Annotated in this window: 21 protein-coding genes; 14 read left to right on the top strand and 7 right to left on the bottom strand. The window is 59.5% G+C overall.

What is annotated here, in order from left to right:
- The first annotated feature begins 39 nt into the window (after window positions 1-39).
- Window positions 40-1,569, top strand: a complete 1,530-nt coding sequence (locus ACFFT4_RS30755; RefSeq protein WP_378052952.1) for an ABC transporter substrate-binding protein — start codon at window positions 40-42, stop codon at window positions 1,567-1,569.
- Between the two features lie 107 nt (window positions 1,570-1,676).
- Here ACFFT4_RS30755 and ACFFT4_RS30760 read toward each other — a convergent pair whose 3' ends face one another.
- Together ACFFT4_RS30760 and ACFFT4_RS30765 are read right to left on the bottom strand one after the other, a co-directional pair.
- Window positions 1,677-2,705, bottom strand: a complete 1,029-nt coding sequence (locus ACFFT4_RS30760) for an NAD-dependent epimerase/dehydratase family protein (protein ID WP_378052953.1) — start codon at window positions 2,703-2,705, stop codon at window positions 1,677-1,679.
- A 58-nt stretch (window positions 2,706-2,763) separates the two neighbouring features.
- Window positions 2,764-3,336 (bottom strand): TetR/AcrR family transcriptional regulator, encoded by a 573-nt coding sequence (locus ACFFT4_RS30765; RefSeq protein ID WP_378052954.1) that lies wholly within the window; start codon window positions 3,334-3,336, stop codon window positions 2,764-2,766.
- Window positions 3,337-3,485: 149 nt separating this feature from the next.
- On the opposite strand from ACFFT4_RS30765, the gene ACFFT4_RS30770 reads away from it, so the two are divergent.
- From ACFFT4_RS30770 to ACFFT4_RS30810, 9 genes are all read left to right on the top strand, one after another.
- Entirely contained in the window at window positions 3,486-4,607 is a 1,122-nt protein-coding gene (locus ACFFT4_RS30770) for an ABC transporter ATP-binding protein (protein WP_378052955.1), read from the top strand.
- On the top strand, window positions 4,604-5,410 hold the full coding sequence (locus tag ACFFT4_RS30775) for an ABC transporter permease (RefSeq protein WP_378052956.1): 807 nt from the start codon (window positions 4,604-4,606) through the stop codon (window positions 5,408-5,410). The genes ACFFT4_RS30770 and ACFFT4_RS30775 overlap by 4 nt, the downstream gene beginning before the upstream one ends.
- Window positions 5,411-5,412: 2 nt before the next feature.
- Window positions 5,413-6,216, top strand: coding sequence for an ABC transporter permease (locus ACFFT4_RS30780; protein WP_378053065.1), 804 nt, complete (start codon window positions 5,413-5,415; stop codon window positions 6,214-6,216).
- Window positions 6,213-7,286, top strand: a complete 1,074-nt coding sequence (locus ACFFT4_RS30785; RefSeq protein WP_378052957.1) for an ABC transporter substrate-binding protein — start codon at window positions 6,213-6,215, stop codon at window positions 7,284-7,286. The genes ACFFT4_RS30780 and ACFFT4_RS30785 overlap by 4 nt, the downstream gene beginning before the upstream one ends.
- Window positions 7,287-7,451: 165 nt before the next feature.
- On the top strand, window positions 7,452-9,083 hold the full coding sequence (locus ACFFT4_RS30790; RefSeq protein WP_378052958.1) for a spore germination protein: 1,632 nt from the start codon (window positions 7,452-7,454) through the stop codon (window positions 9,081-9,083).
- A 10-nt stretch (window positions 9,084-9,093) separates the two neighbouring features.
- Window positions 9,094-10,206 (top strand): GerAB/ArcD/ProY family transporter, encoded by a 1,113-nt coding sequence (locus ACFFT4_RS30795; RefSeq protein ID WP_378052959.1) that lies wholly within the window; start codon window positions 9,094-9,096, stop codon window positions 10,204-10,206.
- Entirely contained in the window at window positions 10,203-11,423 is a 1,221-nt protein-coding gene (locus ACFFT4_RS30800) for a Ger(x)C family spore germination protein (RefSeq protein ID WP_378052960.1), read from the top strand. The genes ACFFT4_RS30795 and ACFFT4_RS30800 overlap by 4 nt, the downstream gene beginning before the upstream one ends.
- Before the next feature lie 10 nt (window positions 11,424-11,433).
- Window positions 11,434-11,676: a hypothetical protein gene (locus tag ACFFT4_RS30805; RefSeq protein ID WP_378052961.1), complete on the top strand. Its 243-nt coding sequence runs from the start codon at window positions 11,434-11,436 to the stop codon at window positions 11,674-11,676.
- 41 nt (window positions 11,677-11,717) lie between these two features.
- Window positions 11,718-13,232 carry a gluconokinase gene (locus tag ACFFT4_RS30810; protein ID WP_378052962.1) on the top strand — a complete coding sequence of 505 codons (1,515 nt, stop codon included), beginning with the start codon at window positions 11,718-11,720 and terminating at the stop codon, window positions 13,230-13,232.
- Window positions 13,233-13,451: 219 nt separating this feature from the next.
- On the opposite strand, the gene ACFFT4_RS30815 is transcribed toward ACFFT4_RS30810, so the two are convergent.
- Entirely contained in the window at window positions 13,452-13,607 is a 156-nt protein-coding gene (locus ACFFT4_RS30815) for a DUF1540 domain-containing protein (RefSeq protein ID WP_378052963.1), read from the bottom strand.
- A 293-nt stretch (window positions 13,608-13,900) separates the two neighbouring features.
- Between ACFFT4_RS30815 and ACFFT4_RS30820 the strand changes: the two genes are divergently transcribed.
- The 4 genes from ACFFT4_RS30820 (at window position 13,901) to ACFFT4_RS30835 (ending at window position 18,563) form a co-directional block, all read left to right on the top strand.
- Window positions 13,901-15,202 (top strand): SPFH domain-containing protein, encoded by a 1,302-nt coding sequence (locus tag ACFFT4_RS30820; RefSeq protein WP_378052964.1) that lies wholly within the window; start codon window positions 13,901-13,903, stop codon window positions 15,200-15,202.
- 19 nt (window positions 15,203-15,221) lie between these two features.
- Entirely contained in the window at window positions 15,222-15,665 is a 444-nt protein-coding gene (locus ACFFT4_RS30825) for a hypothetical protein (RefSeq protein WP_378052965.1), read from the top strand.
- A 198-nt stretch (window positions 15,666-15,863) separates the two neighbouring features.
- A complete protein-coding gene (locus ACFFT4_RS30830) occupies window positions 15,864-16,547 on the top strand; it encodes a hypothetical protein (RefSeq protein WP_378052966.1) in 684 nt (227 codons plus the stop codon).
- Window positions 16,548-16,766: 219 nt separating this feature from the next.
- Entirely contained in the window at window positions 16,767-18,563 is a 1,797-nt protein-coding gene (locus ACFFT4_RS30835; RefSeq protein WP_417291715.1) for a DEAD/DEAH box helicase, read from the top strand.
- A 442-nt stretch (window positions 18,564-19,005) separates the two neighbouring features.
- Here the strand turns inward: ACFFT4_RS30835 and ACFFT4_RS30840 are convergent, their stop codons facing one another.
- From ACFFT4_RS30840 to ACFFT4_RS30855, 4 genes are read right to left on the bottom strand one after another with little or no spacing between them, the layout of a single operon-like run.
- Window positions 19,006-21,222, bottom strand: a complete 2,217-nt coding sequence (locus ACFFT4_RS30840; protein ID WP_378052967.1) for an amylo-alpha-1,6-glucosidase — start codon at window positions 21,220-21,222, stop codon at window positions 19,006-19,008.
- 19 nt (window positions 21,223-21,241) lie between these two features.
- Window positions 21,242-23,542: an amylo-alpha-1,6-glucosidase gene (locus tag ACFFT4_RS30845; RefSeq protein WP_378052968.1), complete on the bottom strand. Its 2,301-nt coding sequence runs from the start codon at window positions 23,540-23,542 to the stop codon at window positions 21,242-21,244.
- A gap of 21 nt (window positions 23,543-23,563) precedes the next feature.
- Window positions 23,564-24,442: a carbohydrate ABC transporter permease gene (locus ACFFT4_RS30850; protein WP_378052969.1), complete on the bottom strand. Its 879-nt coding sequence runs from the start codon at window positions 24,440-24,442 to the stop codon at window positions 23,564-23,566.
- On the bottom strand, window positions 24,435-25,454 hold the full coding sequence (locus ACFFT4_RS30855) for a carbohydrate ABC transporter permease (protein WP_378052970.1): 1,020 nt from the start codon (window positions 25,452-25,454) through the stop codon (window positions 24,435-24,437). The genes ACFFT4_RS30850 and ACFFT4_RS30855 overlap by 8 nt, the downstream gene beginning before the upstream one ends.
- Window positions 25,455-25,458 lie beyond the last annotated feature (4 nt).

The raw sequence follows: 25,458 nt of genomic DNA on the forward strand, positions 1-25,458 counted from the left end.
ATTCATTCGGAATGAAGACTTGGGGAGGTCTCATTGACTATGTGGAGAAGCAAAATTCAAGCCGGGCTGTCGATGCTGCTGGTTGCAGGCATGGTGTTAAGCGGGTGCTCGGGTTCGTCCGGGGGAGGAAGCAAGGAGAGCGCGCCGGCGGCTTCGGGAGGAGCCGGCGCTTCGTCCGGCGGGAGCGAGCTTAAGCCTTACGAAATTACGATCGCCTTCTGGGGACCGGATCAGAAGGATCTCGGCCTGGTGGAAGAGGAGATCAGCAAGCTGACGAAGGACAAGATCAACGCGACGGTGAAGCTGAGGAGAATCGAGTCGGCTGCCTGGACGCAGCAGAAGGTGCTGATGTTCTCCGGCAACGAGCAGGTCGACCTGGTGTTCACCGGGGAGGATCAGTATATCTCCGAGGTGGCGCAGAAGAAGCTCGTTCCGCTGGACGACTTGCTGCAAGCCTACGGGCAGGACATTATCGCGGCATTCGATCCGGACGTGCTCGCGGCATCCAAGATTGAAGGCGTCACCTACGGTGTGCCGAGCATTCGCGATTTTGCCGCCTATCCGACGATGCTGATGCGGACGGATCTGGTGGAGCAGTACGGCATCGACACCGGCGCAATTCATTCCTTGAAGGATATGGGTCCCGTCTTCGAGACGGTCAAGAGCAAGCAGCCGGAGCTGAGCCTGATCGGCAAGGCGGCCGGAGGCGGCTCCATCGCTTATCCGCTGCTGCAGACGACGATCGATCCTCTCGGCGACATGGTCGGCGTGCTGACGGATACGAACGATCTGCAGGTGGTAAACCTGTACGAAAGTCCGGAGTATGCCGATTTCGTCACGACGCTGCGCGAGTTTTACGAAGCCGGCTATATTCCGAAGGATATCGCGACGACGTCGCAGACGGGCCGGGACTATATCAAGGCGAACATCGGCTTCTCCACGCCGAACAAAGGCAAGCCGGGCATTACGACGCAGACGGGCAACTGGACCGGCAAGGACCTGGTCGAGGTGCAGCTGGCGCCCGCGAAGATGAATACGCTGACGATCACGAACGCGATGCTGGCCATCGCCAAAAATTCCAAGGACCCCGAGCGGGCGATGATGTTCCTGAACCTGCTCTATTCGGACAAGGAAATTATCAATCTGCTGCATTGGGGCATCGAGGGCAAGCATTACAAGGTGAACGACAACGGCACGATCGGTTTCCCGGACGGCGTGGACGCGTCGAGCAGCGGCTATAATCTGCGGCAGGGCTGGATGTTCGGCAACCAGCTGCTGGCCTATCCGTGGGAGACGGACAGCCCGGATATCTGGACGCAGATGGACAAGTTCAACCGCGAAGCGGAGAAGTCGCAGGCGCTCGGCTTCATGTACAATCCGGAGCCGGTCAAGACGGAGCTGGCCGCGATCCAGAACGTCGTGCAGCAGTACGCGATGGCGCTGGAGACGGGCACGATCGATCCGACCGAGCATCTGCCGAAGTTTAACGCCTCACTGAAATCGGCCGGCATCGACAAGGTGATCGCCGAGAAGCAGAAGCAGCTGGACGCCTGGGCGGCGGGACGGTAAACGAGCAACCTATATAATAGAAGAAAGCCGTACGGAGGAGGTTCCTCCTGCGGCTTTCTTCTATGTCGGAACAGGCGCCGGGGAGCGGCGATCCGGTTCCCGGCCGCTTAGAGCCAACCATGCTCAAGCATGCTGTCCACGGAATCCTTCATGAGCCGGTCGAGATCGGTGTACCGGTAGCGGTAGACGCCCGGATGCTTGGCGACGTATTCGTTGGCGTGCCCGAGTTTGCCGTACAGGGAGGCGACGTCGGAGGAGAACCATTTCAGCGCCCAGAACACGGAAGTAGGGATGACGAAGGAACGCGGTTTGTAGCCGAGATGGCCGTATTGGCTTCGTATCGACTTGGCCATGTTCGCCATTTTGGAGGTGATGCCGAAGGAAAAATGACGCCGGCCGTTCGTCTGCGGATTTTGCATGACCGCGATGTGCATCAGGGCGCAGTCCCGTACGTCGACCATATGATTGACCATGTCGGGGAAGGCGGGCATTTTGCCCAAGGTGATGTTCTTGAGCATCTCGAGACTGAAGCGGCCCCAGGGCACAAGCGACGGGCCGGCGATAAAGCCGGGGTTGACGACCGCCAGGGGCACCCGCCGCGAATTGGCCTTCGCATCCGCCGCGAGGTCCCAGGCGAGCTTCTCGGCCATCGTCTTGCTGCGGAAGTAATCGTTGCGGCCGGCGGGGCCGTCCACCACGGTCCAGTCGTCCTCCGTAAAGCGCTGCTTGGACCGCGGGTATCCGTAAGCGATGGCCGCCTCCGAGCTGGTCAGGACGACTTTCTCCACCGAAGGCTCGCCGAACGCGGCCCGCAGCAAATATTCCGTTCCCCGAACCGCGCCGCCGGTCCGGTCCTTCTCCGAGGCGACGGCTTGGGGGCTGGCTACATGGAATACCCATTTCACTCCCCGGACGGCTTCCGCCCAGCCGGATTCCCGGCGAAGATCGGCCTCGACGAATTCGGCACCGGGCAGCAGCGTGCGCAGCTTCTCCTGCTGTTCCCGGTTTTGCGTATTGCGAACGGTTCCCCTTACACGATAGCCCTGCTCGATCAAATGATGCCCGATCCAGGAAGCCAAATACCCGCTAACGCCCGTCACCAAACATAAATCCCCTTGCCGCATGCCGTTTTCCATGTTCCAGCCTCCATTTTAATAAATGAATATTTATTTATATTGAGGGAAAAAGAGAAGGTCAAGCCCGGACGGCTTCCCAGCTCATCCGAATGACCTTATCCAACATCCGTTCGTCGATCGACGGCTGCAGCTTCAGATGCTCCTTCACCCACTGTACGACCGGGACGACCGAGTAGAGAACGAGCAGATGATAATCCGCGTCCTTGAAAAGTCCTTGCCGCTGTCCTTCGCCGAACAACTCGCTGAGCGGCTCGTTCAGAGCCTGGGCCTCCTCCAGACACCATTTCTCCAGCAGGGGGGAATTGGAGATCTGCTCCATGAAGAGGAACTGTTCCTTATGCTGCTGAATGAACGCCACGAATCTTCTCAGCAGGTAGTCGAAACGCTCGCGAATCGGGGCGGCGGAATCCACATCCGAGAACAGGAACTCGCTCAGCTCCAGCTTGCTGCGAACGTAGGATTTGCTCAGCATATCCTCCTTGTTCTCGAAATAAATGTACAGCGTGGCCGCGGACACGTTCGCCTTCTTGGCGATCTTGGCGACGGTCGTCGCGGCGATGCCGATCTCGTTAACCAGCGCGATGGTGGCTTCGTACAGGGCGTCGATTTTGTTGTCATCCTTTTTCCTCATGGGCCTATAATAAATGATTATTCACTTAAAGTAAAGGGGAAAATGATGATCGCGTCTTTTGTAAAATCGTTGGTGACGCAAGTCTAATTTTGTATAATGAAGTCAAAAGACGAGGGACGAGTGCCCGGAAAAGAGGACGATAACCGGAGATGGCGGACAACACGATCATTCGATTCGAGGGCGTGACGCAGAAGTACGACCGGAGCACGGTGCTGAACGGGGTAAGCTTCGAGATCGAAAGAGGCAAATTCTACACGCTGCTCGGACCCTCGGGCTGCGGCAAAACGACGATTTTGCGGCTGATCGCGGGTTTCATCCGGCCGACGGAAGGGAATATCTACTTTAACGGCAAGGTGCTCAACGACGTCCCGGCGGACAAGCGGCAGGTGAACACGGTGTTCCAGGATTACGCGCTGTTCCCGCATCTGAACGTGTTCGAGAACGTCGCCTTCGGCCTTCGCATCAAGAAGCTGAAGAACGCCGCCATCTCCGAGAAGGTGAAGGAAGCGCTGCGCTTCGTCAATCTGGAAGGCTACGAGGACCGCGAAATTACGGAGATGTCCGGCGGGCAGAGGCAGCGGGTGGCGATCGCGCGGGCGATCGTGAACGAGCCGGAGATTCTGCTGCTGGACGAGCCGCTGTCGGCGCTCGATCTGAAGCTGCGCACGGAGATGCAGTACGAGCTGCGGGAGCTGCAGCGGCGGCTCGGCATTACGTTCGTGTTCGTCACGCACGATCAGGAGGAGGCGCTGGCGATGTCGGACGAGATTTTCGTCCTGAACGAAGGGGAGATCCAGCAGAGCGGAACGCCGACGGACATCTACGACGAGCCGATCAACCGGTTCGTGGCCGACTTCATCGGCGAATCGAATATCGTGCCGGGACGCATGATCGCCGACTTCCGGGCGGAGTTCGCCGGGAAGCGGTTCGAATGCGTGGACCAGGGTTTCTCCCCGAACGAGCCGGTGGAGATTATGATCCGCCCCGAGGATCTGGAGATTACCGCGCCGGAGCAGGGCAATCTGGAGATCAAGGTCGACAGCCAGCTGTTCCGCGGCGTTCACTACGAGATCAGCGGCTACGACAAGGCGGGCAACGAGTGGCTTGTCCATTCGACGAAGAAGGCCGTGGTCGGCAGCAGCATCGGACTGCATTTCGACCCGGAGGCGATCCACGTCATGCGCTTCGGGGAGACGGAGGAGGAGTTCGACAGACGGCTCGAATCGTATTCCGGGCACGCGCAGGCGGGCTCCGCGGGTGACGGCCGATGACGAGAACGCGGAATCTCTATCTCATTCCGTACGCGGCGTGGATGCTGCTGTTCGTCGCGACCCCGATCGTGCTGATCGTCTACAATTCGTTCTTCGACGTCGAGGGTCATTTTACGTGGGGCAACTTCGAGAAGTTTCTGACGCCGGTCTATTTGCGGATGACGTTTAATTCGTTCTGGTACGCGCTGCTGATTACGGCGTTCTCGCTGCTGGTCGCGTATCCGACGGCCTATTGGCTGACGCGGACGAAGCATAAGCAGCTGTGGCTGCTGCTGATTATCGTGCCGAGCTGGATCAACCTGCTGCTGAAAACGTACGCCTTCCTCGGCCTGTTCGGAACCTACGGCTTCGTCAACGCCGTGTTCGAGGCCGTCGGCATCGGCACGAGACAAATTCTGTTCACCGACTTCAGCTTCGTGTTCGTGTCGGTCTATATTTTCATCCCGTTCATGATTCTGCCGATCTATAACGCGCTGGAGGAGATCAATCCGTCGCTGCTGTACGCCGCCCGGGACCTGGGAGCTTCGTCGTGGATGACGTTCCGCCGCGTCGTATTCCCGCTCACTCTCGAAGGGGTGAAGGCCGGCTGTCAGGCGGTGTTCATTCCGGCGCTGTCGCTGTTCATGATCACCCGGCTGATCGCGGGCAACCGCGTCGTGACGCTGGGCACGGCGATCGAGCAGCATTTTCTCGTGACGCAGGATTGGGGCATGGGCTCGGCGATTGCCGTGCTGCTCATTATCGTAATGGCGATTATTATGCTGATGACCGGCAGCAGGGGAGCGAGGAATCCAATCCGATGACCATGAAAAACGGAAAGCTCGCCAACGTCTACCTCGTCGCGGTATTCGTCGTCCTGTACGCGCCGATCTTCTACCTGATGGTTTACTCGTTTAACAGCGCGGGGACGATGCACGGATTCGAGGGCTTCACGCTGGAATGGTACGAGGAAGTGTTCCAGGATACGCGGCTGCTCATCATCGTGCTGAATACGGTCGTGATCGCCCTGCTGTCGTCCGCGATCTCGACGATTCTCGGCGTTGTCGGCGCGCTCGCGATTCAGCGGGTGCGGAAGCTCAGGCGGCGCAATTCGCTGCTGGCGATGAATAACGTGCTGATCGTCAGCCCGGACGTCATCATCGGCGCTTCGTTCCTGATCTTCTTCACGATGCTCGGCATCCGGCTCGGCTTTGCGTCGGTGCTGCTGTCGCACATCGCGTTCAGCGTGCCGATCGTCGTGCTCATGGTGCTGCCGAAGCTGCAGGAGATGAGCCCGACGCTGATCGACGCCGCCAAGGACCTCGGAGCGAGCGGGTGGGGCGTGCTGTCGAAGGTCGTGCTGCCCTTCCTCCGTCCGGGAATCTTCGCGGGCTTCTTCATGGCCTTGACGTATTCGCTGGACGACTTCGCGGTGACGTTCTTCGTGACGGGCAACGGCTATACGACGCTGTCGGTGGAAATCTACTCGCGCGCGAGGCAGGGCATCTCGCCTTCGATCAACGCGCTGTCGACGCTGATCTTTCTGTTTACCGTGACGCTGGTGCTGGGCTACTATTTCCTGACCCGGCGCGCCAGCCGCAAGCCGGACTGGGGGGTCGTGCAGCCATGAAGCAGCTGGTCAGATTGTTCCTGGCCGTGTTCGTCGCGGCTTTCGGCCTGATGTACTGGACGTCGTATTTGAATTCGTCGCAGGGGTATTCGGGCGGGAATACGATGACGATTTTCAACTGGGGCGATTACATCGATCCGGAGCTGATCGCCGAGTTCGAGCAGGAGACGGGGATCAAGGTCATCTACCAGACGTTCGATTCCAACGAGGCGATGATGACGAAAATCGAACAGGGCGGCACGGCGTTCGACGTGGCCATTCCTTCGGAGTACGCGATCAGCAAGATGAAGGAGGAAGGGCTGCTGCTGCCGATCGATCATTCGCAGGTTCCGAATCTCGGCAATATCGACGAGCGCTTCCTCGACCTGAGCTTCGACCCGGGGAACGAATATTCGATTCCGTATTTCTGGGGCACGGTCGGCATTATCTACAACCCGACGCTGCTGGACGGGCAGGCGTTCGAGAGCTGGAACGATCTGTGGAACGAGGAGCTGCGCAACCGGATTCTGCTCGTGGACGGGGCGCGGGAGGTCATCGGCTTCGGGCTGAACAGCCTGGGCTATTCGCTCAACGACACGAACGAGGAGCATCTTCAGGAAGCCAAGCGCAAGCTGGGGACGCTGACGCCGAACGTGAAGGCGATCGTCGGCGACGAGATCAAGATGCTGCTGGCCGGGGAGGAGGCGGCGGTCGGCGTCGTCTGGTCCGGGGACGCGGCGGAAATCATGGGAGAGAATGAGAATCTCGACTATGTCATTCCCCGGGAAGGGTCGAACGTATGGTTCGACAATATGGTCATTCCGACGTCGGCCCGCAATCTGGAGGGGGCGCACCAGTTCATCAATTTCATGCTGGACCCCGAGGTGGCCGCGCGCAATACCGAGTATGTCGGCTATTCGACGCCGAACGCGAAGGCGCTGGAGCTGCTGCCGGAGGAAATCTCGCAGGACGAGCGGTTCTATCCGTCGCCGGAGCTGACCGACAGGCTGGAGGTCTACGAGAACCTGGGGAAAAGGATGCTGTCGCATTACAACGAGCTGTTCCTGGAGTTTAAGATGCACAGGAAGTGAATAACGCTGGAGGAGGCTGCCGCGGTCGAAGGACCGGGCGGCCTCTTTCGCATGTTCGGGGAAACGGGGCGGAGGAATGGTTATCCATGCCGCTGGAAATAGTAAGGTAAAACTGTCCCTTCCGATCGCGCTCTTGAACGACTTTCGTGCAGAGGAGGAACTTCGATGAAGCTGTGGAACGTCCTCTTCCGAAGGAAGAGAGGCCAAGGCAGTTCGCAGCAGAGGAAGGCCGCCAAGCAAGACGGTCGCAGCGGCACAGCCGCATCGCGGGACACCGGAGAAGGTCTGTCCGGGGACGTCGACGAGAACCTGAGAACGATCGTGACGGAGCTGGGCGGGAGCGACGATCTCACGATTCGCAAGATCGGCGTCGACGGGGCGGATTCGAGCGTCGTGGCCTTTATTTATATCGATAATCTGGTCGATTCCTCTACGGTGAACCAGATGCTTCTTCACCCGCTGATGTCGGAGATCGGCGAGAGTTCGTCCGGGAAATCGTCGGAGGAATGGTACCGGAAGATCAGGGATCGCGCGCTTGCGGTCGGCCGCGTGCACGAACTGCGCTCGCCGGAAGAAGCGCTTGCCTGCATCCTGGAAGGACATACGATCGTGTTCCTGCAAGGAAGCGCGACGGCCCTGGCCGCCGACACTTCGGGAGGCGACAGGCGGGCGGTGGAGGAACCCGGCTCGCAGACGGTCATCCGCGGTCCCAAGGAGAGCTTCACGGAGTCGATCAAGACGAATCTGTCCTTAATTCGCAGGCGGATCAAATCGCCCCGATTAAGGGTAGAGCGGAAGACGCTGGGGAGACTGACGCAGACGCAGATCGCGTTGGTGTATCTTCACGGCATCGCGAAGGCCTCGATCGTGGAGGAGATCCGGCGGAGAATCGACCGGATCGATACCGACAGCGTTCTGGAGAGCGCGTATGTCGAGGAGTTCATCCAGGACGTGCCGATTACGCCGTTCCCGACGATCGAGAATACGGAGCGGCCCGACGCGACCGCCGCGGGCATTCTGGAAGGGCAGATCGCGATTATCGTAGACGGCACTCCGTTCGCGCTGCTCGCGCCGGTGACGTTCGTCCGGTTTTTCCAATCGAGCGAGGACTTCTATCAACGGTACGATATTGCCACTTTTTTGAGGTTGATCCGCTACGTCGCTTTTTTCGTATCGATGCTGCTGCCCGCGATGTTTATCGCGATTACGACGTTCCACCAGGAGATGCTGCCGACTCCGCTGCTGATCAGCTTGGCGGCGCAGCGGGAAGGCGTGCCGTTCCCGGCGATCGTCGAAGCGCTGCTGATGGAAATCACGTTCGAAGTGCTGCGCGAGGCGGGGGTGCGGATGCCGAAGGTCATCGGTCCCGCGATCTCGATCGTCGGAGCGCTCGTGCTCGGACAATCCGCCGTGCAGGCCGGACTGATCTCCGCGGCGATCGTCATCGTCGTGTCGTTCACCGCGATCGCCAGCTTCGTTATCCCGGCGATCAATATGTCGATCGCGGCCCGGCTGATCCGGTTCGTCATGATGATTCTGGGCGGGACGCTCGGCCTGTTCGGAATCATGTCTGGCTTGATGGTGCTGCTCATTCATCTGGCGAGCCTGCGCTCCTTCGGCGTCCCTTATTTGGCTCCTTTGACGCCTTTCGTCTGGACCAACTGGAAGGATACGTTCATTCGCATGCCCCACTGGGTCATGAAGAAGCGTCCTCCGACGATCGCGGACGGAAGCAATCTTATCCGTCAAGGCGACGATCAGATGCCGAATCTTCCGGGCCGAAAATCGAAATTTTAGGAGATCCCCCATGCCGATCAATGCTGAGAAGATAGGTTCCATACAGGCGGCGGTTTTGATCGCGATGGCCATTACGCCGACGGCCGTCATCGTCATTCCGACTGTATCTATCGGGGCGTCCGGGCAGGATGCCTGGCTGTCGGTGCTCGCAGCGTGGCCGCTGGGCGTCGGCTTCGCGCTGCTCTACGGCTCGCTCTCGCGAATGAACCCGGGGGTCTCCTTCTTCTCCTGGCTGGATTCCCGGCTTGGCCGGGCGATAAGCGTCGCAGCGGGCCTTCTGCTGGCACAGTATTATCTGTCCGTCGCTTCGGTCACGATCCGGGAGCTCGTCAATTTCCTGTCCAACGAGCTGCTGCAGAAAACGCCCGTGGCGGTGCTGTCGGTCGTACCGATCCTGATTGCCGTCTACGCGGCGTCGGGAGGCATCGAGGTGATCGCGCGGGTCAGCGTCCTCGTCTGCGCCGGGATGATCGTGTTCCTCGCCCTGGGGATCGGCTTGGAGCTCAATCAGATGCAGTCGGAATTCCTGTTCCCCATCGGAGACGCTCCGCTTCCGCGCCTCATCGAGGGCGGGCTTCCGTCCGTAGGCTGGCTGTCGGAAGCTTCGCTTCTGTTCATTCTCGCCCCCTACCTGAGCAAGCCTCGCCGTTCGACGGCCATTGCGATCGGGGGAGTCTCCCTGGCGACCTTCCTGCTATTGACCGTCGTGTTGGTGGTTCTGCTGCAATTCGGTCCGGAGCTGCCGGGCATTATGGCGTATCCCATGTTCGGGGCGGCGGAAATCATTAAATACGGGAGCTTCGTGGAGCGGGTGGATCTGGTCTTCATCTGCGTCTGGGTCGCGACTGTCTACGTCAAGCTGTGCATTTTCGTATTCGGCACGATCCACTGCTTCACGCATTCGCTTCGGATCAAGGCGGAGAAGCCTTTCCTCTGGACGATCAGCCTGCTCATTTTCTTGCACTCGCTGTTTTCCTGGTCGGATGAAGCGACGTTCCTTCATTATCAGAAATCCGTATCGACGGCCTTCTTGATTGCGTGCAACGTGATCGTGCCCGCCCTTCTATGGCTCGGTTTGAAAATCAAGCGCCCCCCGGCCGCTTCGGCAGGGGAGTCGCCGTGAGGGCGGCCAAACGGTTCGCTTCGCTGTCGATACTGCTTATCGCGAGCTTCGGAGCGACCGGTTGTTGGGATCGGACGGAGCTGAACGAGCTGGCGATCACCTCGGCGACGGCGATCGATTGGGAGGACGGCAAGTGGAGCATCTCCTATCAGGTCGTTATCCCGTCCGCCATCTCGAAGACGATGAGCGTAACGGGAGGCGGAGCGTCGAAGCTGCCGATCATCGTCTACTCGACCCAGGGGAAAACGATTCGCGAGGCAGTCGGGCGCAGCACGCTGGAGAGCCCCCGCCACCTCTTCTTCTCCCATACCCGCGTCGTTGTCATCAGCGATGTCGTCGCCCGGCAGGGGCTGTCGCCGCTGCTGGACGTTTATTTCCGCAATCCCGATTCGCGGGAGACGGTAAGCGTGCTTATCGCGAAGGGCAATGCGCGCAAAATCCTGGAGCAGTTGATGCAGCTCCAGATCATTCCGGGCGACGGCATCGAGGAAACTCTGCGCAATGAAGCCGAAGAATTCTCCGCGCTGCCGAACGTCAGAATCTACGATCTGGCGCTGTCGATCGTCAGCCCGTCCAGGAGCGCGATCGTGCCCGAAATTCTGATCTCGGGCAAGGAGGAGGTAAGCTCGGCGGACGCTTTGAGCAAAACCTCGCTGTCTTCCAAGCTGCGGCTGGGCCGATTGGCGGTGTTTAACGGAGACAGAATGGCGGGGTGGATGAGCCGCGAGGAAGCGCTCGGGGCCGCTTTCATCCGCAACAGGATCAAGACGACGACGATCCCTTTCGCCTGCGAGAAGGACAAGGCGAAGATCGACTCGGCATTCAAGCTGGCCGAGTCGGCGACGCAGCTGACGCCGAAGAAGGACGGCGACGGCTTCACGATGAGAATCGAGGTGCAGGGCGAGGGACAGCTTATGGAGACGGATTGCACGAAGGATTTGAACGAGCCTTCGGTCGCTCGTCAACTAGAGGGCCAATTGGAGCGGGAGATTACGGATAGGATCGAGAACGCGTGGCAGGCGGCCCGGAAGATGAACATCGACGTCGTCGGATTCGCGGACGCGATCCACCGGAAGTATCCGAAGGAATGGAAGCGGATGAAGAAAGACTGGCCGGCGTTTCTGGCCAAGATTCAAATCGAGCCTTCGGTTCATGTCACGATCAAGCGGATGGGGCTGACCAACCGGTCGTTCAAAACTTTGACGGAAAAGGATTAGAGGCGGGAGCATGGAAGAGCTGATCATGTGCTTTGTCGGGTACGCGGCGCTGCTGGCGCTCGGGCTGCGGGCTCTCCGGCGCGAAGGCAGGAAGATCGACCGGGGCCTGTACATCGTGCTGGTCGCTTGGTGCGCCTACATGAATATCGCCGGCTTGCTCCGTTGGCCGACCGGATCGGTCGCGGAGTTGAACGGATGGCTGTTCTTTCCCGTCGGGCAATGGATATTGGCTCTCTTGGATGGTATGGTATAACTAACGGAGTCAAAGTCAAAGCACGGGGAGAGCAGGAACGGATGCATAACGGGAAAGCCATCATCGGCATCGATATCGGGACGACAAGCACGAAAAGCGTAGTGTTCGGAGAGGGCGGAAAACAGCTCGGCAGCTTCGCGGTGGAATATCCGCTGCTGCAGGAGCAGCCGGGCTGGGCGGAGCAGGAGCCGGACGCGATTGTCGGCGCGTTGGCGGAAAGCGTGCGCGGGGCGCTGGCGCAGAGCGGGCTGGGCGGGGACGACGTCGCCGCGGCCGGCTTCAGCTCGGCGATGCATTCCGTGATCGCGGTCGACGAGGCCGGGCGGCCGCTCACGAGAAGCATCACCTGGGCGGACGGGCGCAGCGAGCCCCAGGTGCGGCTGCTCAAGGAGCGGCTCGACGGGCTTGGCATCTACCGGCGCACGGGAACCCCGATTCATCCGATGTCGCCGCTGCCGAAGCTGATGTGGCTGCGGGAGAGCCGGCCGGACGTATGGGCGGCGGCCCGGAGGTTCGTATCCATTAAGGAGTATGTCGTTCATCGCCTGTTCGGGCAATGGGTCGTGGACCCTTCCCTGGCTTCGGCGACCGGGCTGCTGCGGCTGGATACGCTGACCTGGGACGAAGGGGCGTTAAGCGCGGCGGGTCTGGACGCCGGCAGGCTGTCCGAGCTGAGGCCGGTCACGCATCGGCTGCAGGGGATGGACGGAGCGCTGGCGGCGGACATGGGGCTGCGGGCGGATACGCCGTTCTTCCTCGGCTCCAGCGACGGCGCGCTGGCCAATATCGGCGTCGGAGCGGTCGGAGCCGGGGATCTGGCGGTTACGATCGGCACGAGCGCCGCGGTGCGGATGATGACGGACAAGCCGCTGACGGACGAGAGAATGCGGACGTTCTGCTACAGCGTGGCGGATTCCGCCTATGTGATCGGGGGCGCGACGAATAACGGAGCCATCGTGCTGCAGTGGATGAAAAATTCCCTGTTCGGCGGGAACAAGACGACCGAGGAGCTGCTGGAGGAGGCGGCGCGGGTCGGCCCCGGGGCGGACGGCCTGCTGTTCCTCCCCTTCCTGTCGGGGGAGCGGGCTCCGATCTACAACGCGGAGGTGCGCGGCACTTATATCGGCGCCAATCTGGGGCACCGGGGAGAGCATTTCGTCCGCGCCGGGCTGGAAGGGGTGCTGTTCGCGGTGCTGTCCGTGGCGGAGGCGCTGCGCGAGCTGGCCGGACCGGCCTCCGAGGTTCGCGCTTCGGGCGGCTTCGCGAGGTCGCCGCTCTGGCTGCAGATGCTCGCCGATATGCTGGGGCAGGAGATCGGCGTGCCGCGCGTGACGGAGGCTTCCGCGCTGGGCGCGGCGATGACGGCGATGCAGGGGCTCGGCGAGCTGGCGGACTTGAGCCGCGCCAAGGAATGGGCGCCAATCGCGCAGCGGATGCAGCCGGACTCGCGGCGTCACGGGATCTATCGGGAGCTGTTCGGCATCTACGAGCGGACCCGGGACGCGCTGCCGGAGCGGTTCGCGGAGCTGGCGCAGTTCCAGCGCAAGCTTCGTTGAGGCGCGGGGACGGCTCGAAAACGGGATGGGATGGATCGAAACAGGGGCGTGCGGATTGAGAATGACGATGAAAAAATGGCGGCGGCATAGTGATAATAATTCTCATTGTTGGGCACAATACTGAGGAGCGTAAAGACGAGGCTGCCCCGCAGGCCGCTTAAGACCTTCGGAAGACAGCCTCGCTCTCTCGAACCGCAGCTTTTCGTGTGGTCGCACGAATTACATTTTCGGTTCGAACGTTTTGCAGTCGGTTTCTTCGGAATTGGACGCTTGCTTGTTCCGGTTGTTCACGACGTAGATCGAAGAAGCGTGACACTCGTTCCCCGGACCCCAGTACTTGCACGAATTGACTTCGCACAGAACGTCTTTGGCCATGGCTCGCTCACCTCCTCTCAATAGGATGGTCCAAGCCAATGGCTTTATACGTGGCGGTTCCCGCAAACTTTCCTTTTCGGAACGTTGTGCGGGTTTTTTCGCGTGCAAATGGAGGGGGCAAGATGCCGGTATGCAGGAAAACTTTTCAGGAGATGGCAAGCTTTGCGAAGGAAAATTTTCCTGAATGTAGAATAGATCAATAGTCGGAAAATGGAGAATTGTGACGGGACGAGAGGACTAGAGAGGCGCTGCCGTACGGGGAGTCGTTAAAGTCATAGGGGAGGCAAGCAGGCATGGCAGTTATCGAGGTCGTCAAATACGACGGATCCGCGGACGTGTTCGCGTGGAGATATCCGAATCAGGAGCTGGGAACCTGGACCCAACTGATCGTTAACGAGACGCAGGAGGCAATCCTGTTCAAGGGCGGCAAGGCGCTGGACGCGTTCCAGGCGGGCCGCCATACGCTGAGCACGGCTAACATTCCGTTCTTGCAGGAGATCGTCAATCTTCCGTTCGGGGGACGGTCTCCGTTCACGGCGGAAGTATGGTACGTCAACAAAATTCATTCGCTGGACGTCAAATGGGGGACGACGACTCCGCTGCAGCTGCAGGATCCGAAGTACCAGATCATCGTCACGGTGCGTTCCTTCGGACAATTCGGCTTGCAGATCGAAGACGCCCGCAAGTTCCTGACGAAGCTGATCGGCACGCTTCCGGTGTTCGACAAGGATGCGATGATCCGTCATTTTCGGGGCGTGTTGATGATGAATATCAAGGAACTGATCTCTTCCTATCTGATCTTCAAGAAGATCAGCATTCTGGAGATCAGCGCCTATATGTCGGAAATCTCCAAGCATATCGAAGAGCGCATCGGGCCGATCTTCGCCGAGTTCGGCATTCGGATCTTGAATTTCTTCATCGATTCGATCAATATTCCGGACGACGATCCGGCAACGGCCCGATTAAAGGAAGCGTTGGCCAAGAGAGCGGAAATGGACATCCTCGGCTATACGTACCAGCAGGAGCGCACATTCGACACGCTGGAAGGTGCGGCCAGGAACGAAGGCAGCGGCAGCGCGAACGTGATGGGGGCCGGGATCGGGCTGGGAATGGGCTTCGGCATCGGCGGCGCCATGGGCAATCAGGTATCGGGCCTGGCCGGCCAGCTGAACGTTGGCGGGGAGTATAACAAAACGTGTCCCCAATGCCGGACGATGAACCGCCAAGACGCCCAGTTCTGCATCTCCTGCGGCCACAGCTACGCGGCTGCTCCCACAGGGGCGCAGGAAGTGCAGTGCAACAATTGCGGCCGGAATTTTCCCGCGAGCGCGAATTTCTGCCTGCACTGCGGAGATCCGAACAACGCCTGCGAGAAATGCGGAGCGGACAATCCGCAGGATGCGAGCCGGTGTATGAAATGCGGCCATTCGCTTAAAGGCAATCCCTGCCGCCAGTGCGGCGAGGAAGTCGATCCGGCAGCCAAGTTCTGCCCGAATTGCGGCACCGGCATGGCGCTGAAGTGCGGCAGCTGCCAGCATGAGGTGAAGCCGGGACAGAAGTTCTGTCTCGAATGCGGCCATAAGCTGATCGATTAGAGGAGGCTGACTCGAAGGGATGGATAACATCGGCTTGCAAAAGGAAGAAAGCTCGGGCAAAGGATTCGCCCGCATCGCGACGTTCGTCTACGCGTTCGCGCTGCTTGTCACCGCGGCATTGGTGCTGCTGCTCGGGCTGCCGTACGCCCGGCTGTCCCACACTTTGATTACGCTGTCGGCGCTGATGCTGGGAGAGACGTTTCTGTACGGAATAACGCTTCATTATTTGGCGAACCGCCCCCGTTCCCGCAGGCTGATCCCGGTGTATATCGCGATGGGCATCGTCGCGGGGCTCTATTGGATCGGGGCGTTCGTGTTCGCAATGGTTTTCTCCTGGGCGCTGGACGTATCGACGTTCCATTACGCCCTCGCGCAGTTTATGATCCTGGGCGCGGCGGCGATCGTGCTCGGGCTTCTGGCGATGTATATGAAAAACGCGGCTCTGCAAGAGAAGGGTTCATAACGAGCAGGCACTAGGGCGTGTAAGCATACTCCGAAGATAGCAGATGTTGCCGAATTTTCGTTCCATGCAAGGAACTTTTGTGAAGGCGTACCGGGGTACGTCAAAGGGTCGAAGCAGGGGGCGAAAAGGCGGTGATAGATGCCCCTGAGCGGGTTTGCCTACACGCCCTAATACAAGATAAAGAGAGGCAAGCGACGGATGAAAATCGATAGCCCGAAAATTCACGGTTCGTTAATCATCATATCCACGATCATCTTCTTTCCGGTGGCGATCCTGCTTATTCTGATCCGTTTCGCGGCGCATGCCAGGGTGAATCACCTGCGCGTCAAGGATTACAAGATCGTCGGACATGCGTTTCTGACATTCTACGGCTTGATTGTTGCGATTCTTCTAGGCGTCACGGCCAGCGAACCCGATTTCGGAGCCGGGGATTTCACTCTGATGGCGATCGTGTTCGGGATCATTCTGGGAGCTCCTGCGTTCATTTTCTATCTGCTGGCGAACAATCGCAAAAATAAAATGCAAAACCTGTACGGAAGGTACTATCAGCTGACGACGTCGGAGGGCGTGCATACGGTAAGCGCCCTTGCGCAGCTGACGGGGGAAAGCGAATCGAACGTCAAGCAGGATATCAGCTACATGATCGCTACCGACCGGCTTCCCGGGGCCAGATTAAACCCGGCGACCGGCCAGATCGCGATGGACGGCCGCAGGTCGTCCGGATCGCCGGACGCGGAAGCGGCCGCGGCGACGGAGCGTCCCGCGGGCAGACCGCCGGTGGCCGTCACCTGCTTCGGCTGCGGAGCGAGCTCGCAGATTGTGCCGGGCGTGCAGGCGGAATGCGAATTTTGCGGCAACGCGCTGAGCGTGTCGGGCCGATAATGCAGACGGGAGCTGCTTCCGAAGCAAGGCGGGCTGCTTGCGGAGCGGCTCTTTGTCGTTATTCGCCACGGACGAGATTGCGCAAGAAGGTACATGTGCGGCAGTCCGATGTGGTAGGATAGAAAGGAATGTCGAGAAACGGTTAGCCGGAATTCGAATCGGAACGGACGAGGTCAGGCTTGCGGCGGATCGAGGGACTAAGAGGATGGAGTGGATCGGGTGACGGATTTTACGGGATTGGGCGTGTCCGAGGGACGCGTAGATATATTGAAGGCAATGGGCATCGCGAAGCCGACGCCGGTGCAGGAGGAGACGATTCCGATCGTCAAGGCCGGCCATGACGTGATCAGCCAAGCGCAGACCGGAACGGGGAAGACGCTGGCTTTCGTGCTGCCGATGCTGGACAAGGTCAGAACGGACGTGCCGCAGGTGCAGGGGCTTATTCTGACGCCGACGCGGGAACTGGCGATCCAGATTACCGGAGAGATCAAGAAGCTTCTGAGGCCGGCGGACGGCATCAAGGTGCTGGCCGTGTACGGCGGTCAGGACGTGGAGGCGCAGCTTCATAAGCTGAAGGGAGACATGCATCTGATCGTGGCGACGCCGGGACGGCTGCTCGACCACTTGCGCCGCGAGACGATCTCGCTGGAAGCGGTGAAGATGCTCGTGCTGGACGAAGCCGACCAGATGCTGCATATGGGCTTCCTGAAGGAAGTCGAGGATATTTTGCGGCAGACGCCGTACAAGAAGCAGACGATGCTGTTCTCGGCGACGATGCCGCCGGTGATTCGCGAGATGGCGGGACGCATTCTGCACAATCCGCAGCATGTAACGGTGAAGGCCGAGCGCGTGACGGTAAAGGATATTCGCCAATGGGTCGTGGAGACGTCGGATCGCAACAAGCAGGAGACCTTGGTCGGGCTGTTGGAGGAGACGCAGCCCTATCTCAGCATTATTTTCTGCCGGACGAAGCGCAGGGCGAATACGCTGAACGTGGCGCTGCAGGAGATGGGCTACGCGTCGGACGAGCTGCATGGCGATCTGTCCCAATCAAAGCGGGAGCAGGTCATGAAGAGGTTCCGCGACGCGAAGCTGCAGCTGCTGGTCGCGACGGATGTGGCGGCGCGCGGTCTCGACGTGGAGGGCGTTACGCACGTGTTCAACTACGACGTTCCGCTCGACGTGGAGAGCTATATCCACCGGATCGGCCGGACGGGTCGGGCCGGGGAGAAGGGGCTGGCGATTACGCTGATCGCGCCGAAGGATCGCCGGGAATTCGCGGACATCGAGAACGGCATCCAGATGGCGATGGAGCGCAGAAGCCCGGACGGTTCTCCGCTGGACGGGGGAGGCTTGCAAGGGCCGCGCGCGGGCGGCGGGCACGGTCGCGCGGGCAGCGAAGGCCGTCCGCCGCGAGGCGCGGGCCGGGAAGCGGCGAGCCGGAAGGATCGGGGCGCGCGCGGAGACGCGGCCGGAACCGGCGCTGCCGGGGGACGGCGAGGACGCGGCGGCGCGTCCGACGCGAAGGCCGGCCGGGGGAGCCGCGCGGGCGGCGGCCCTCGGGACGAGCAGCGGTCCGAGCGGGGCTCGGCAGGCTTTGGGCGCGGCGCAGCTGGCTCGGGCAGAGGCGCGGCAGGCACGGGGCGTGGTGCGGCGAGCGCAGGGCGGAGCGCCGCAGGCGTAGGGCGTGGTGCGGCAAGCGCAGGGCGGAGCGCCGCAGGCGTAGGGCGCGGAGCAGCAGGCGCGGGACGGAGCGCGGCAGGCGCGGGACGGAGCGCCGCAGGCACAGGGCGAGGTGCGGCAAGCGCAGGGTGGAGCGCCGCAACGGGGAGAGGCGCAGCGAAGCCGGCCCGGGGCGGACGCGCGGCCGAGCCGAGAAGCGGCGGCTTCGGGAGCGGGCGGTCGTCCGGGCCGAAGGCGGGAGGCGTCAAGTTCGGCGGGGGAGCCGGCCGACCGAAGGGCGGACCTGGCGGGACCGGCGGCCGGGGCGGCCGCGGATCGCAGCGGGGCAGATAGGAACGGATGCCAATAGAATAGACGCATGAATAGACAAACCAAACCCGGAGCCGGATTTCCCAGGCTCCGGGTTTGGTTTTGCGACCCGTCGGATGAATGGCAAAGCGGCTTCAGCGTCCAAGGGACACCGAAGGCGTTGTTGAAAGAATAAGGCTCGCAACGACGAATTCTCATACATGGTGAAATCATGGGCCGTTCCGGTAGAGCGCTCTGGTTCTTAACAACTCTCGCTTGAGTCCAGTTGTACGATAAATCATACAAAAATCGCGATTTTGCCGGTCGATGCGTCCATTTTAGGTGATTTTTCATACAAAATGCGGTGTTGGAGAGGCCGGGTTGGTAGATTTGTATGAAAAATCGTACAAGTTGACCTCGGGCCAACGAAGAGGGATGCGTTTTGTGCGAAATTTCACCTAAAGCTGGCGCGTGACGAACGATCCGATCACAGGATGATCAGATCGTTTTCCGAACGCGATTCTCTGTCAGAGGACGCGGAAGGCGTCCCGGCTTGGCTGTCGCTTAGCGCGGATTCCTTGCGTACGGTCCATCCGCTGGTGTTGTGAGCAATCTCGATGTTATATTCCCCATGCCGCCGCGTGATTCTTACCTGCAAATATCCGCTTCCCAGCCGCATTCGCCGAACGCTGAACTCCTGCATTCCCGTGGGCAGCGACGGGCGAAGACGGACCTCGCGCGCGGCATAATCGAGGCGGAGGCCCAGAATCGCCTGGATGAACACAAGCGGCGTCGCGGCCGCCCACGCCTGCGGGGAGCAGGCGACGGGATACGATACCGGCATTCCGTAATCCGTGGAATAGCCGCAGAACAGCTCCGGCAACCGGTCGTTCTCGAAATGTTCGGCCGCCGCCAGCAGGCCGTCCATGATCTTATGCGTGGCCTCCTGAAATCCGTTCTGGCTTAAGCCGATCAGACAGAGGGCGTTATCGTGCGGCCACACGCTGCCGTTGTGGTAGCTCATCGGATTGTAGGCTGTCTCGCCTTCCGCCATCGTGCGAACCCCATAACCGTTGAACAGCTGGCGAGATACGAGCATGCTCGATACGGCAGCCATCCTGCCGGCCGGAAGGATGCCCGTCATGAGCAAGTGTCCGGGATTGGAGGTAATCGTCGCCACCTGCCGCTGCTCCCGATCGAGCGCTAACGCATAGTACTGCTCGGATTCCATCCAGAAGGCGGCTTCGAAACGCTCTCTTAACGCCGCCGCTTCCGCCTCCAGACGAGCCGCCCACTCCGTCAGCTCCCGACGGTCCCCAATTTGATCGGCTACTGTTGTTAGCAGACTCGCCAGCTTCGATTTCGCCTGATAGACATACCCTTGTACTTCGACAAGCGAGATAGGCGCATTCGCCAGTTGACCGTCGCGGTGCACGATTGCGTTATCCGAATCCTTCCACCCTTGATTCACGAGCCCTTTTGACGATTCCTGGCTGTAGGCGACGAATCCGCGGCCTTCGTCGGCGCTGCATGCGTCCATCCACTCCAGCGCTCTGGCGATAGACGGAAGCATCTCCCGGAGCAATTCGATATCGTCCGTCCATCTGACATATTCCTCGATCAGGATGACAAACAGAGGAGTTGCGTCTATCGTGCCGTAATACGGAGTAAACGGAATTTGCCCGGAATTGGCGAGCTCTCCCGAGCGCAATTCATGCATGATTTTGCCCGGCTGCTCGTCGCGCCACGGATCGTTCTTGGTCCCTTGATAGCGCGCCATCGTCAAGATGGTTCCTTTGGCGATTTCCGGCTGCATCGGAAGGAGCTGCAGCGCGGCGATCAGGCTGTCTCTGCCGAAGGGCACGGCGTACCAGGGCAGACCGGCGGTCGGGAAGGGACCGCACCCCAGGTCGGTCAGCAAAATTCGGATATCCTGCATCCCGCGATGAACAAGCCGGTTGAACAGCGGCAGATCGCTGTCTATCGCCGTCGATTGCTCCTCCCACTCCCGATAGGATTGCCGCAGCTCCGCAATCGCTTCGTCATGCGGATATCTCGCGGGCTGCTCGCTGCCGATCACGGGAGTCAAGTAGAAGTCCAAAGTGCGGGACTCGCCGGCGCCGAGCTCCATATCGTAGCATACGACCGCGCCATCCTGCGATTTTTCCCAATTGTCGGGGGGGACGGACCATTCGATCCGCAGATTTCTCGAAACATGGTCCACGCCCAGGTAGCTCATCTTCAAGCCGTCGCCGATTGGCTCGATTCCCGTCTTCCGGCCGAGCTCGCCGGTTATAAAGCCCCGAACGGCAAACATATCCTTGAAATCGGCGTCCAGCTCCAGCGAAACGCGAAAGCTCGCCGGGGCGGGGTTGTAATTGGCGATCGTGACGGACTCGTACAGAACGCCTTGATAAATAAAGCGCACGCGCTTCAGTTCGACCGTTTCGCGCGGCAGCGCCGCTTCCGCGGCCTCCCCGGATACCTCGACGGCGGGGTTCGTGAGCACAATTTGCGAGATGTAATTCTGATCCGCTCCGGAAGCCAGAACGACGGGCCGCAGACCGTTTATTTTCAGCGTCAGCTTGCTGAGGAATCTTGTGTCTTTCGTGTAGAGGCCGTGTCCGTATTCCTGGCCTGTAATATCGCCGCCACGGTCTGTAAGCAGGAACAAATCGTTCTCTTTAATAACCCTGTACTCCATAATTCCTCCTGTGAATAAATTAGGTGCGGACGATCCGTACCTCGTGGGTACGAGAAGCCGTTATTGCAAGATTGGCTTCGTCTTCGGCACGCTCCGCGCCAATTTCTTCACCGTCCAGCCATATCGTCGCCCCTGCCGGGCAGGGAACGTTTAATTTAACCGTCCAGCCGGGCTGGTCCAAGCTGAAACGATATACCGCTTCTTGCGAGTTGCGGGTAATGAAAAAGTTCAGCGAATTGCGGTGCTCTCCTTCTCCTACGGCCACGCGCTCAACCGACGCTTCCTCCCAATCTTGCGGAAGTCTGGGACGCAGCGCGATTTCCTTCCAATACGCTGCGGGCTGAATGCCGAACATAAAGCCGACGAGGGGAGAAACCATGCCGTACACCGTCCACGCCTGCACGAAGCAGCCGTAGTCGGGCGACATTTCGCTGATGGAGCCGGGAACCACTTGTCCGAACGTGCTCGCAATCAGCTTCACGTAACGGAGCGCCTCGTCCATTCGATCGTAACGGCATTCCGCGACCGCGGAGACGCCTGTCGATATCGTCATCATGGCCTTGCGGTAAGGACCGGTCAAATAAGTTCCCCACGGGCCGGTGAATTCGGCGCTTTCCATGCGTTCCAATGCGCGATACGCTTGCTTGCGGGGGGCAATCCCGGTTTCCATCGGCGTGTTGATCACCCAGTTTTTGAACAGCCAGGCTCTCTGTTCGTCCGGCGCCGCTTGCTGCATTTGCTCCTTTAATCCGATCATGTCCCGGGCCGCTTGTTCGCCGGCCTTGCTGCGTATATCGGCAATGTAATCGTCCATTTTGGTCAAAATGACCGCGGGCGTTCCTACAACGTCCCCGTATACCCCTTCGTCCTCCAGCCACAGCTGCTCATTGATGACGGTCTTCAGCTTCTCCGCGAGCTTGCCGTAATGATCCGCCAGCTCCGGTTCGTCCAGCAGCCGGGCGGCAAGAGAAGTGACGCGCAGCGCCTCGCAGGTATAGACCGCGGAATCGATCAATTCCAGGTTCAAGCCTTCGGTTTCCATAATGCCGTAGCCCTCGGGCAGCAGGTCGCCGTCGGGGTCCTTCTCTTCCAGCAGCCAGCGAATGCCTTGGCGGAAAGCGGGATAGACCTGGCGCAGAAACACCAGATTTCCCGTCCACAGGAACGTTTCCCAGGCACATTTGATGAAGTGGGGCGTTTCCTGCGTATTGCTCCTGTCGAACATATGATAGGTCGCGCCACAGGTCGAGAGTTCATGAATAATGATGCCTTTGTCGTTCTGCCGCTCCGAGATGTTTCTGAGCAAATCCAGCGTCTGGCGCGCCAGCTCGAATTGACCCAGCGGCAGCGCGCCGAGCAGGGAATAGCTGTTGTCGCATCCGAACCACCACGGATATTCCGGCAGACCGGCCCCGAGACCGCGCCCGATTTCCGGGACGTCCCGAATTAACCAGTCGGTATTGAACTTGACCCAGTTAAACACCTTCTCCAGCTGCTTGTCCGGAATCGAGATGGCCGTCTGCTCCAGCATCTCTTCGTAACGCTGCCGCTTCTCCGCAAAGAGCCGGAGATGATCGCTGCGCAGTCGGACGAACGTCGTCCTGGCGGCTTCCTCGGAATGGCAGGAGCCCGCGATGAAGAAATGAATGTCTACGGACCCGCCGTCGGGCAAAGCGACATGCTCATAGGTCAATTGGCCGGACACTCCCGCGCCGGCGGTTGTCTCCGGTCCGAACAGCGCCCGATCGACGACCCCTTCCCGGAACGGCCGATCGGCTCCAAATACGACGAACCACGGATTGTCCTGATCCTTGCCGATGAAGACGCCTTCCTTCGGATCGACGACTCCGTGATCCTCTCCGTCGAACCGGTTCACCCGTTCGGACAGCCAGACCGGGCTTAAATCCGTTCTTCCCAAGAAATCCAGACTAAGCGTGCGGTCGCCCGCCCGCCGCGTGTCGTGGATCGTATAGGACACGACAACACCCTCAAGCCCGTCGGGGCAAAACTGCCGTCGAACGACCTCGACCTGCAGATCCTGCAGCTGCTTGTAGCGATGCTCGTTATAGAACGGGTAATTCGTGAATTCATCGGCCTGCTCCAGCCACTGGGCGGCGCTGCCGTCCGAGACGCGGAGCCAATAGCCGTCCATCAGCTTGATCGGATGATTCCAGACGCCGCCCATCTCGCCCGGAACATGTCCTCCCAAATCCGGGAACAGACCGTTTTGCGTGCCGATCACGTAGGTTCGGTCTCCTGCGGCAACGTACAAATCCGTCAATTGGTGCTGCTTGCTCTCTCGATAGGAAGCGAGCTTCATGCTGCGATCCTCTCCATCCTGTTATTCTTTGGACCCCGTGAACGTAATTCCTTCGATAAAATAGCGCTGCGCGAAGAAGAACAGCACGATGCACGGCAAAATGACGACGAGGCTGGCCGCCATGAGCAGATTGACTTCCGTCGTATATTGTCCCTGGAAGGATCTTAAGCCGAGCGCCAGGGTCTTCCACCGATCCGAGTTGATATAGATGAGCGGAGAGAAAAAGTCGTTCCACTTGCCCATGAATACAAAGATCGCCACGGTAGCGATAGCGGGCTGGGAGAGCGGAAGGAATATTTTATGCCAAATCTGAAACGTATTGCATCCGTCGATGCGCGCCGCATCGTCCATGTTCATCGGCAATCTCATGTAAAACTGGCGGAACAGGAAAATAAAAAACGCGCTGCCGAAAAACGCGGGCACAATGAGCGGATACAGCGAATCGATCCAGCCGAGCTGTCTGAACAGAATAAACGTCGGAATCATGGTGACATGTTCGGGAATCATCATCGTAGCCAGCACGACCATGAACAAAATGCCGGCTCCGGGCGCCTGGACTCTGGCAAAGCCAAACGCGATGAGCGAGCTGGACAGCACGGTTCCGACGATCGGAATAAGGGTGGTCAGCAGCGTATTCTTCAAATACAGCCAGAACGGGAAGGCGCTCAGCGCGATGGAGTAGTTGTCCCATTTGATGTGTTCGACCCAGAGGTTGAAGCCGGGCTCGTACAACTCGTCCAACGATTTCAGCGAGGTCGAGATCATCCACAGCAAAGGAATCATGAGCACCACCGCTCCGCACAGCAGGACCAGCGAGATGAAGCACTTGTAGATCAGTTCGGCCGTGCTTCGGGATTCCCGCCACTTGACGGCCGATTTGTTGGATGTCTGCTCAGCCATGCGCTCGCGCCCCCTTTCTTTGCTTCTTGACTTCCCCTTCGTAGTACACCCACATGGCGGAGGACCGGAATACGAGGGCCGTGAAAATAATCAGAATCACGAACAGCACCCAAGCCAGCGCGGACGCATAGCCCATCTCGAACCACAGGAAAGCGTGATTGTACAGCTTCAGCACATAGAACAGGGTAGAGTCCTTCGGACCGCCTTCGGTCATAATGAAAGCTTGCGTAAACGTCTGAAAAGATCCGATGATCCCCATGATCAAGTTGAAGAAGATAATCGGGGTCATCATCGGGATTGTCACGTAGCGCAGCTTGTGCCAGCGATTCGCCCCTTCGATCTCGGCCGCTTCGTACAGGGTTGCCGGGATGTCCTGCAAGCCGGCCAAGTAGATGACCATCGTTCCGCCGATGCCCCACAGACTCATCAGAATGAGCGAAGGAAGCGCCCAATTCACATCCATCAGCCAATTGATTCCCTCGATGCCGAAGACTCCGAGAACGTCGTTCAGCAAGCCGAAGTTGGGATGGAAAATCCATAGCCACAATACGGAGACCGCTACGCCGGAGACCAGCGACGGCACGTAATACACGGTTCGAAAGATGCGCATCCCCGGCACCTTCTGGTTCATCAGCAGCGCAACGGCAAAGCCCAGAACCAGCTGCAGCGGCACGCTCAGAAAGGTGTAGTAGAACGTTACGGTCAACGATTTATAGAACGACGCATCTCCGGTGAAGACGCGCTCATAGTTGTCGGTGCCCACGAACTTGGGAGGATTGACGATATCCCACTCCGTAAAGGAGAGATACAACGAATACAAAATCGGACCCAGCGTCAGAAACAAAAAACCGATGGTCCATGGCGAAATAAACAGATGGAACGTTAGCGTGCTTTGCCGGATCTTCTTGCGACGGACCAATATGACGCCAATCAGCACGAATGCGCCAAACGCAAGCAATAATACGAGAAACTGCGGCAGCAGCAATCCGAGCTTTCCTGGCAGTTCGATCATCCGA

Origin of the sequence: Cohnella cellulosilytica (genome assembly GCF_042431195.1) — a bacterium.
In the GTDB taxonomy this organism is placed as follows: Bacteria; Bacillota; Bacilli; order Paenibacillales; family Paenibacillaceae; genus Cohnella; species Cohnella cellulosilytica.

What these genes read in the sequence shown, in the direction of transcription:
- ACFFT4_RS30755 (WP_378052952.1), top strand. Translation starts at nt 40, where the DNA reads ATGTGGAGAAGCAAAATTCAAGCCGGGCTGTCGATGCTGCTGGTTGCA.
- ACFFT4_RS30825 (WP_378052965.1), top strand. Translation starts at nt 15,222, where the DNA reads ATGGATAACATCGGCTTGCAAAAGGAAGAAAGCTCGGGCAAAGGATTC.
- ACFFT4_RS30775 (WP_378052956.1), top strand. Translation starts at nt 4,604, where the DNA reads ATGACGAGAACGCGGAATCTCTATCTCATTCCGTACGCGGCGTGGATG.
- ACFFT4_RS30805 (WP_378052961.1), top strand. Translation starts at nt 11,434, where the DNA reads ATGGAAGAGCTGATCATGTGCTTTGTCGGGTACGCGGCGCTGCTGGCG.
- ACFFT4_RS30845 (WP_378052968.1), bottom strand. Translation starts at nt 23,542, where the DNA reads ATGAAGCTCGCTTCCTATCGAGAGAGCAAGCAGCACCAATTGACGGAT.
- ACFFT4_RS30785 (WP_378052957.1), top strand. Translation starts at nt 6,213, where the DNA reads ATGAAGCAGCTGGTCAGATTGTTCCTGGCCGTGTTCGTCGCGGCTTTC.
- ACFFT4_RS30795 (WP_378052959.1), top strand. Translation starts at nt 9,094, where the DNA reads ATGCCGATCAATGCTGAGAAGATAGGTTCCATACAGGCGGCGGTTTTG.
- ACFFT4_RS30780 (WP_378053065.1), top strand. Translation starts at nt 5,413, where the DNA reads ATGAAAAACGGAAAGCTCGCCAACGTCTACCTCGTCGCGGTATTCGTC.
- ACFFT4_RS30815 (WP_378052963.1), bottom strand. Translation starts at nt 13,607, where the DNA reads ATGGCCAAAGACGTTCTGTGCGAAGTCAATTCGTGCAAGTACTGGGGT.
- ACFFT4_RS30855 (WP_378052970.1), bottom strand. Translation starts at nt 25,454, where the DNA reads ATGATCGAACTGCCAGGAAAGCTCGGATTGCTGCTGCCGCAGTTTCTC.
- ACFFT4_RS30840 (WP_378052967.1), bottom strand. Translation starts at nt 21,222, where the DNA reads ATGGAGTACAGGGTTATTAAAGAGAACGATTTGTTCCTGCTTACAGAC.
- ACFFT4_RS30770 (WP_378052955.1), top strand. Translation starts at nt 3,486, where the DNA reads ATGGCGGACAACACGATCATTCGATTCGAGGGCGTGACGCAGAAGTAC.
- ACFFT4_RS30790 (WP_378052958.1), top strand. Translation starts at nt 7,452, where the DNA reads ATGAAGCTGTGGAACGTCCTCTTCCGAAGGAAGAGAGGCCAAGGCAGT.
- ACFFT4_RS30765 (WP_378052954.1), bottom strand. Translation starts at nt 3,336, where the DNA reads ATGAGGAAAAAGGATGACAACAAAATCGACGCCCTGTACGAAGCCACC.
- ACFFT4_RS30820 (WP_378052964.1), top strand. Translation starts at nt 13,901, where the DNA reads ATGGCAGTTATCGAGGTCGTCAAATACGACGGATCCGCGGACGTGTTC.
- ACFFT4_RS30760 (WP_378052953.1), bottom strand. Translation starts at nt 2,705, where the DNA reads ATGGAAAACGGCATGCGGCAAGGGGATTTATGTTTGGTGACGGGCGTT.
- ACFFT4_RS30810 (WP_378052962.1), top strand. Translation starts at nt 11,718, where the DNA reads ATGCATAACGGGAAAGCCATCATCGGCATCGATATCGGGACGACAAGC.
- ACFFT4_RS30850 (WP_378052969.1), bottom strand. Translation starts at nt 24,442, where the DNA reads ATGGCTGAGCAGACATCCAACAAATCGGCCGTCAAGTGGCGGGAATCC.
- ACFFT4_RS30830 (WP_378052966.1), top strand. Translation starts at nt 15,864, where the DNA reads ATGAAAATCGATAGCCCGAAAATTCACGGTTCGTTAATCATCATATCC.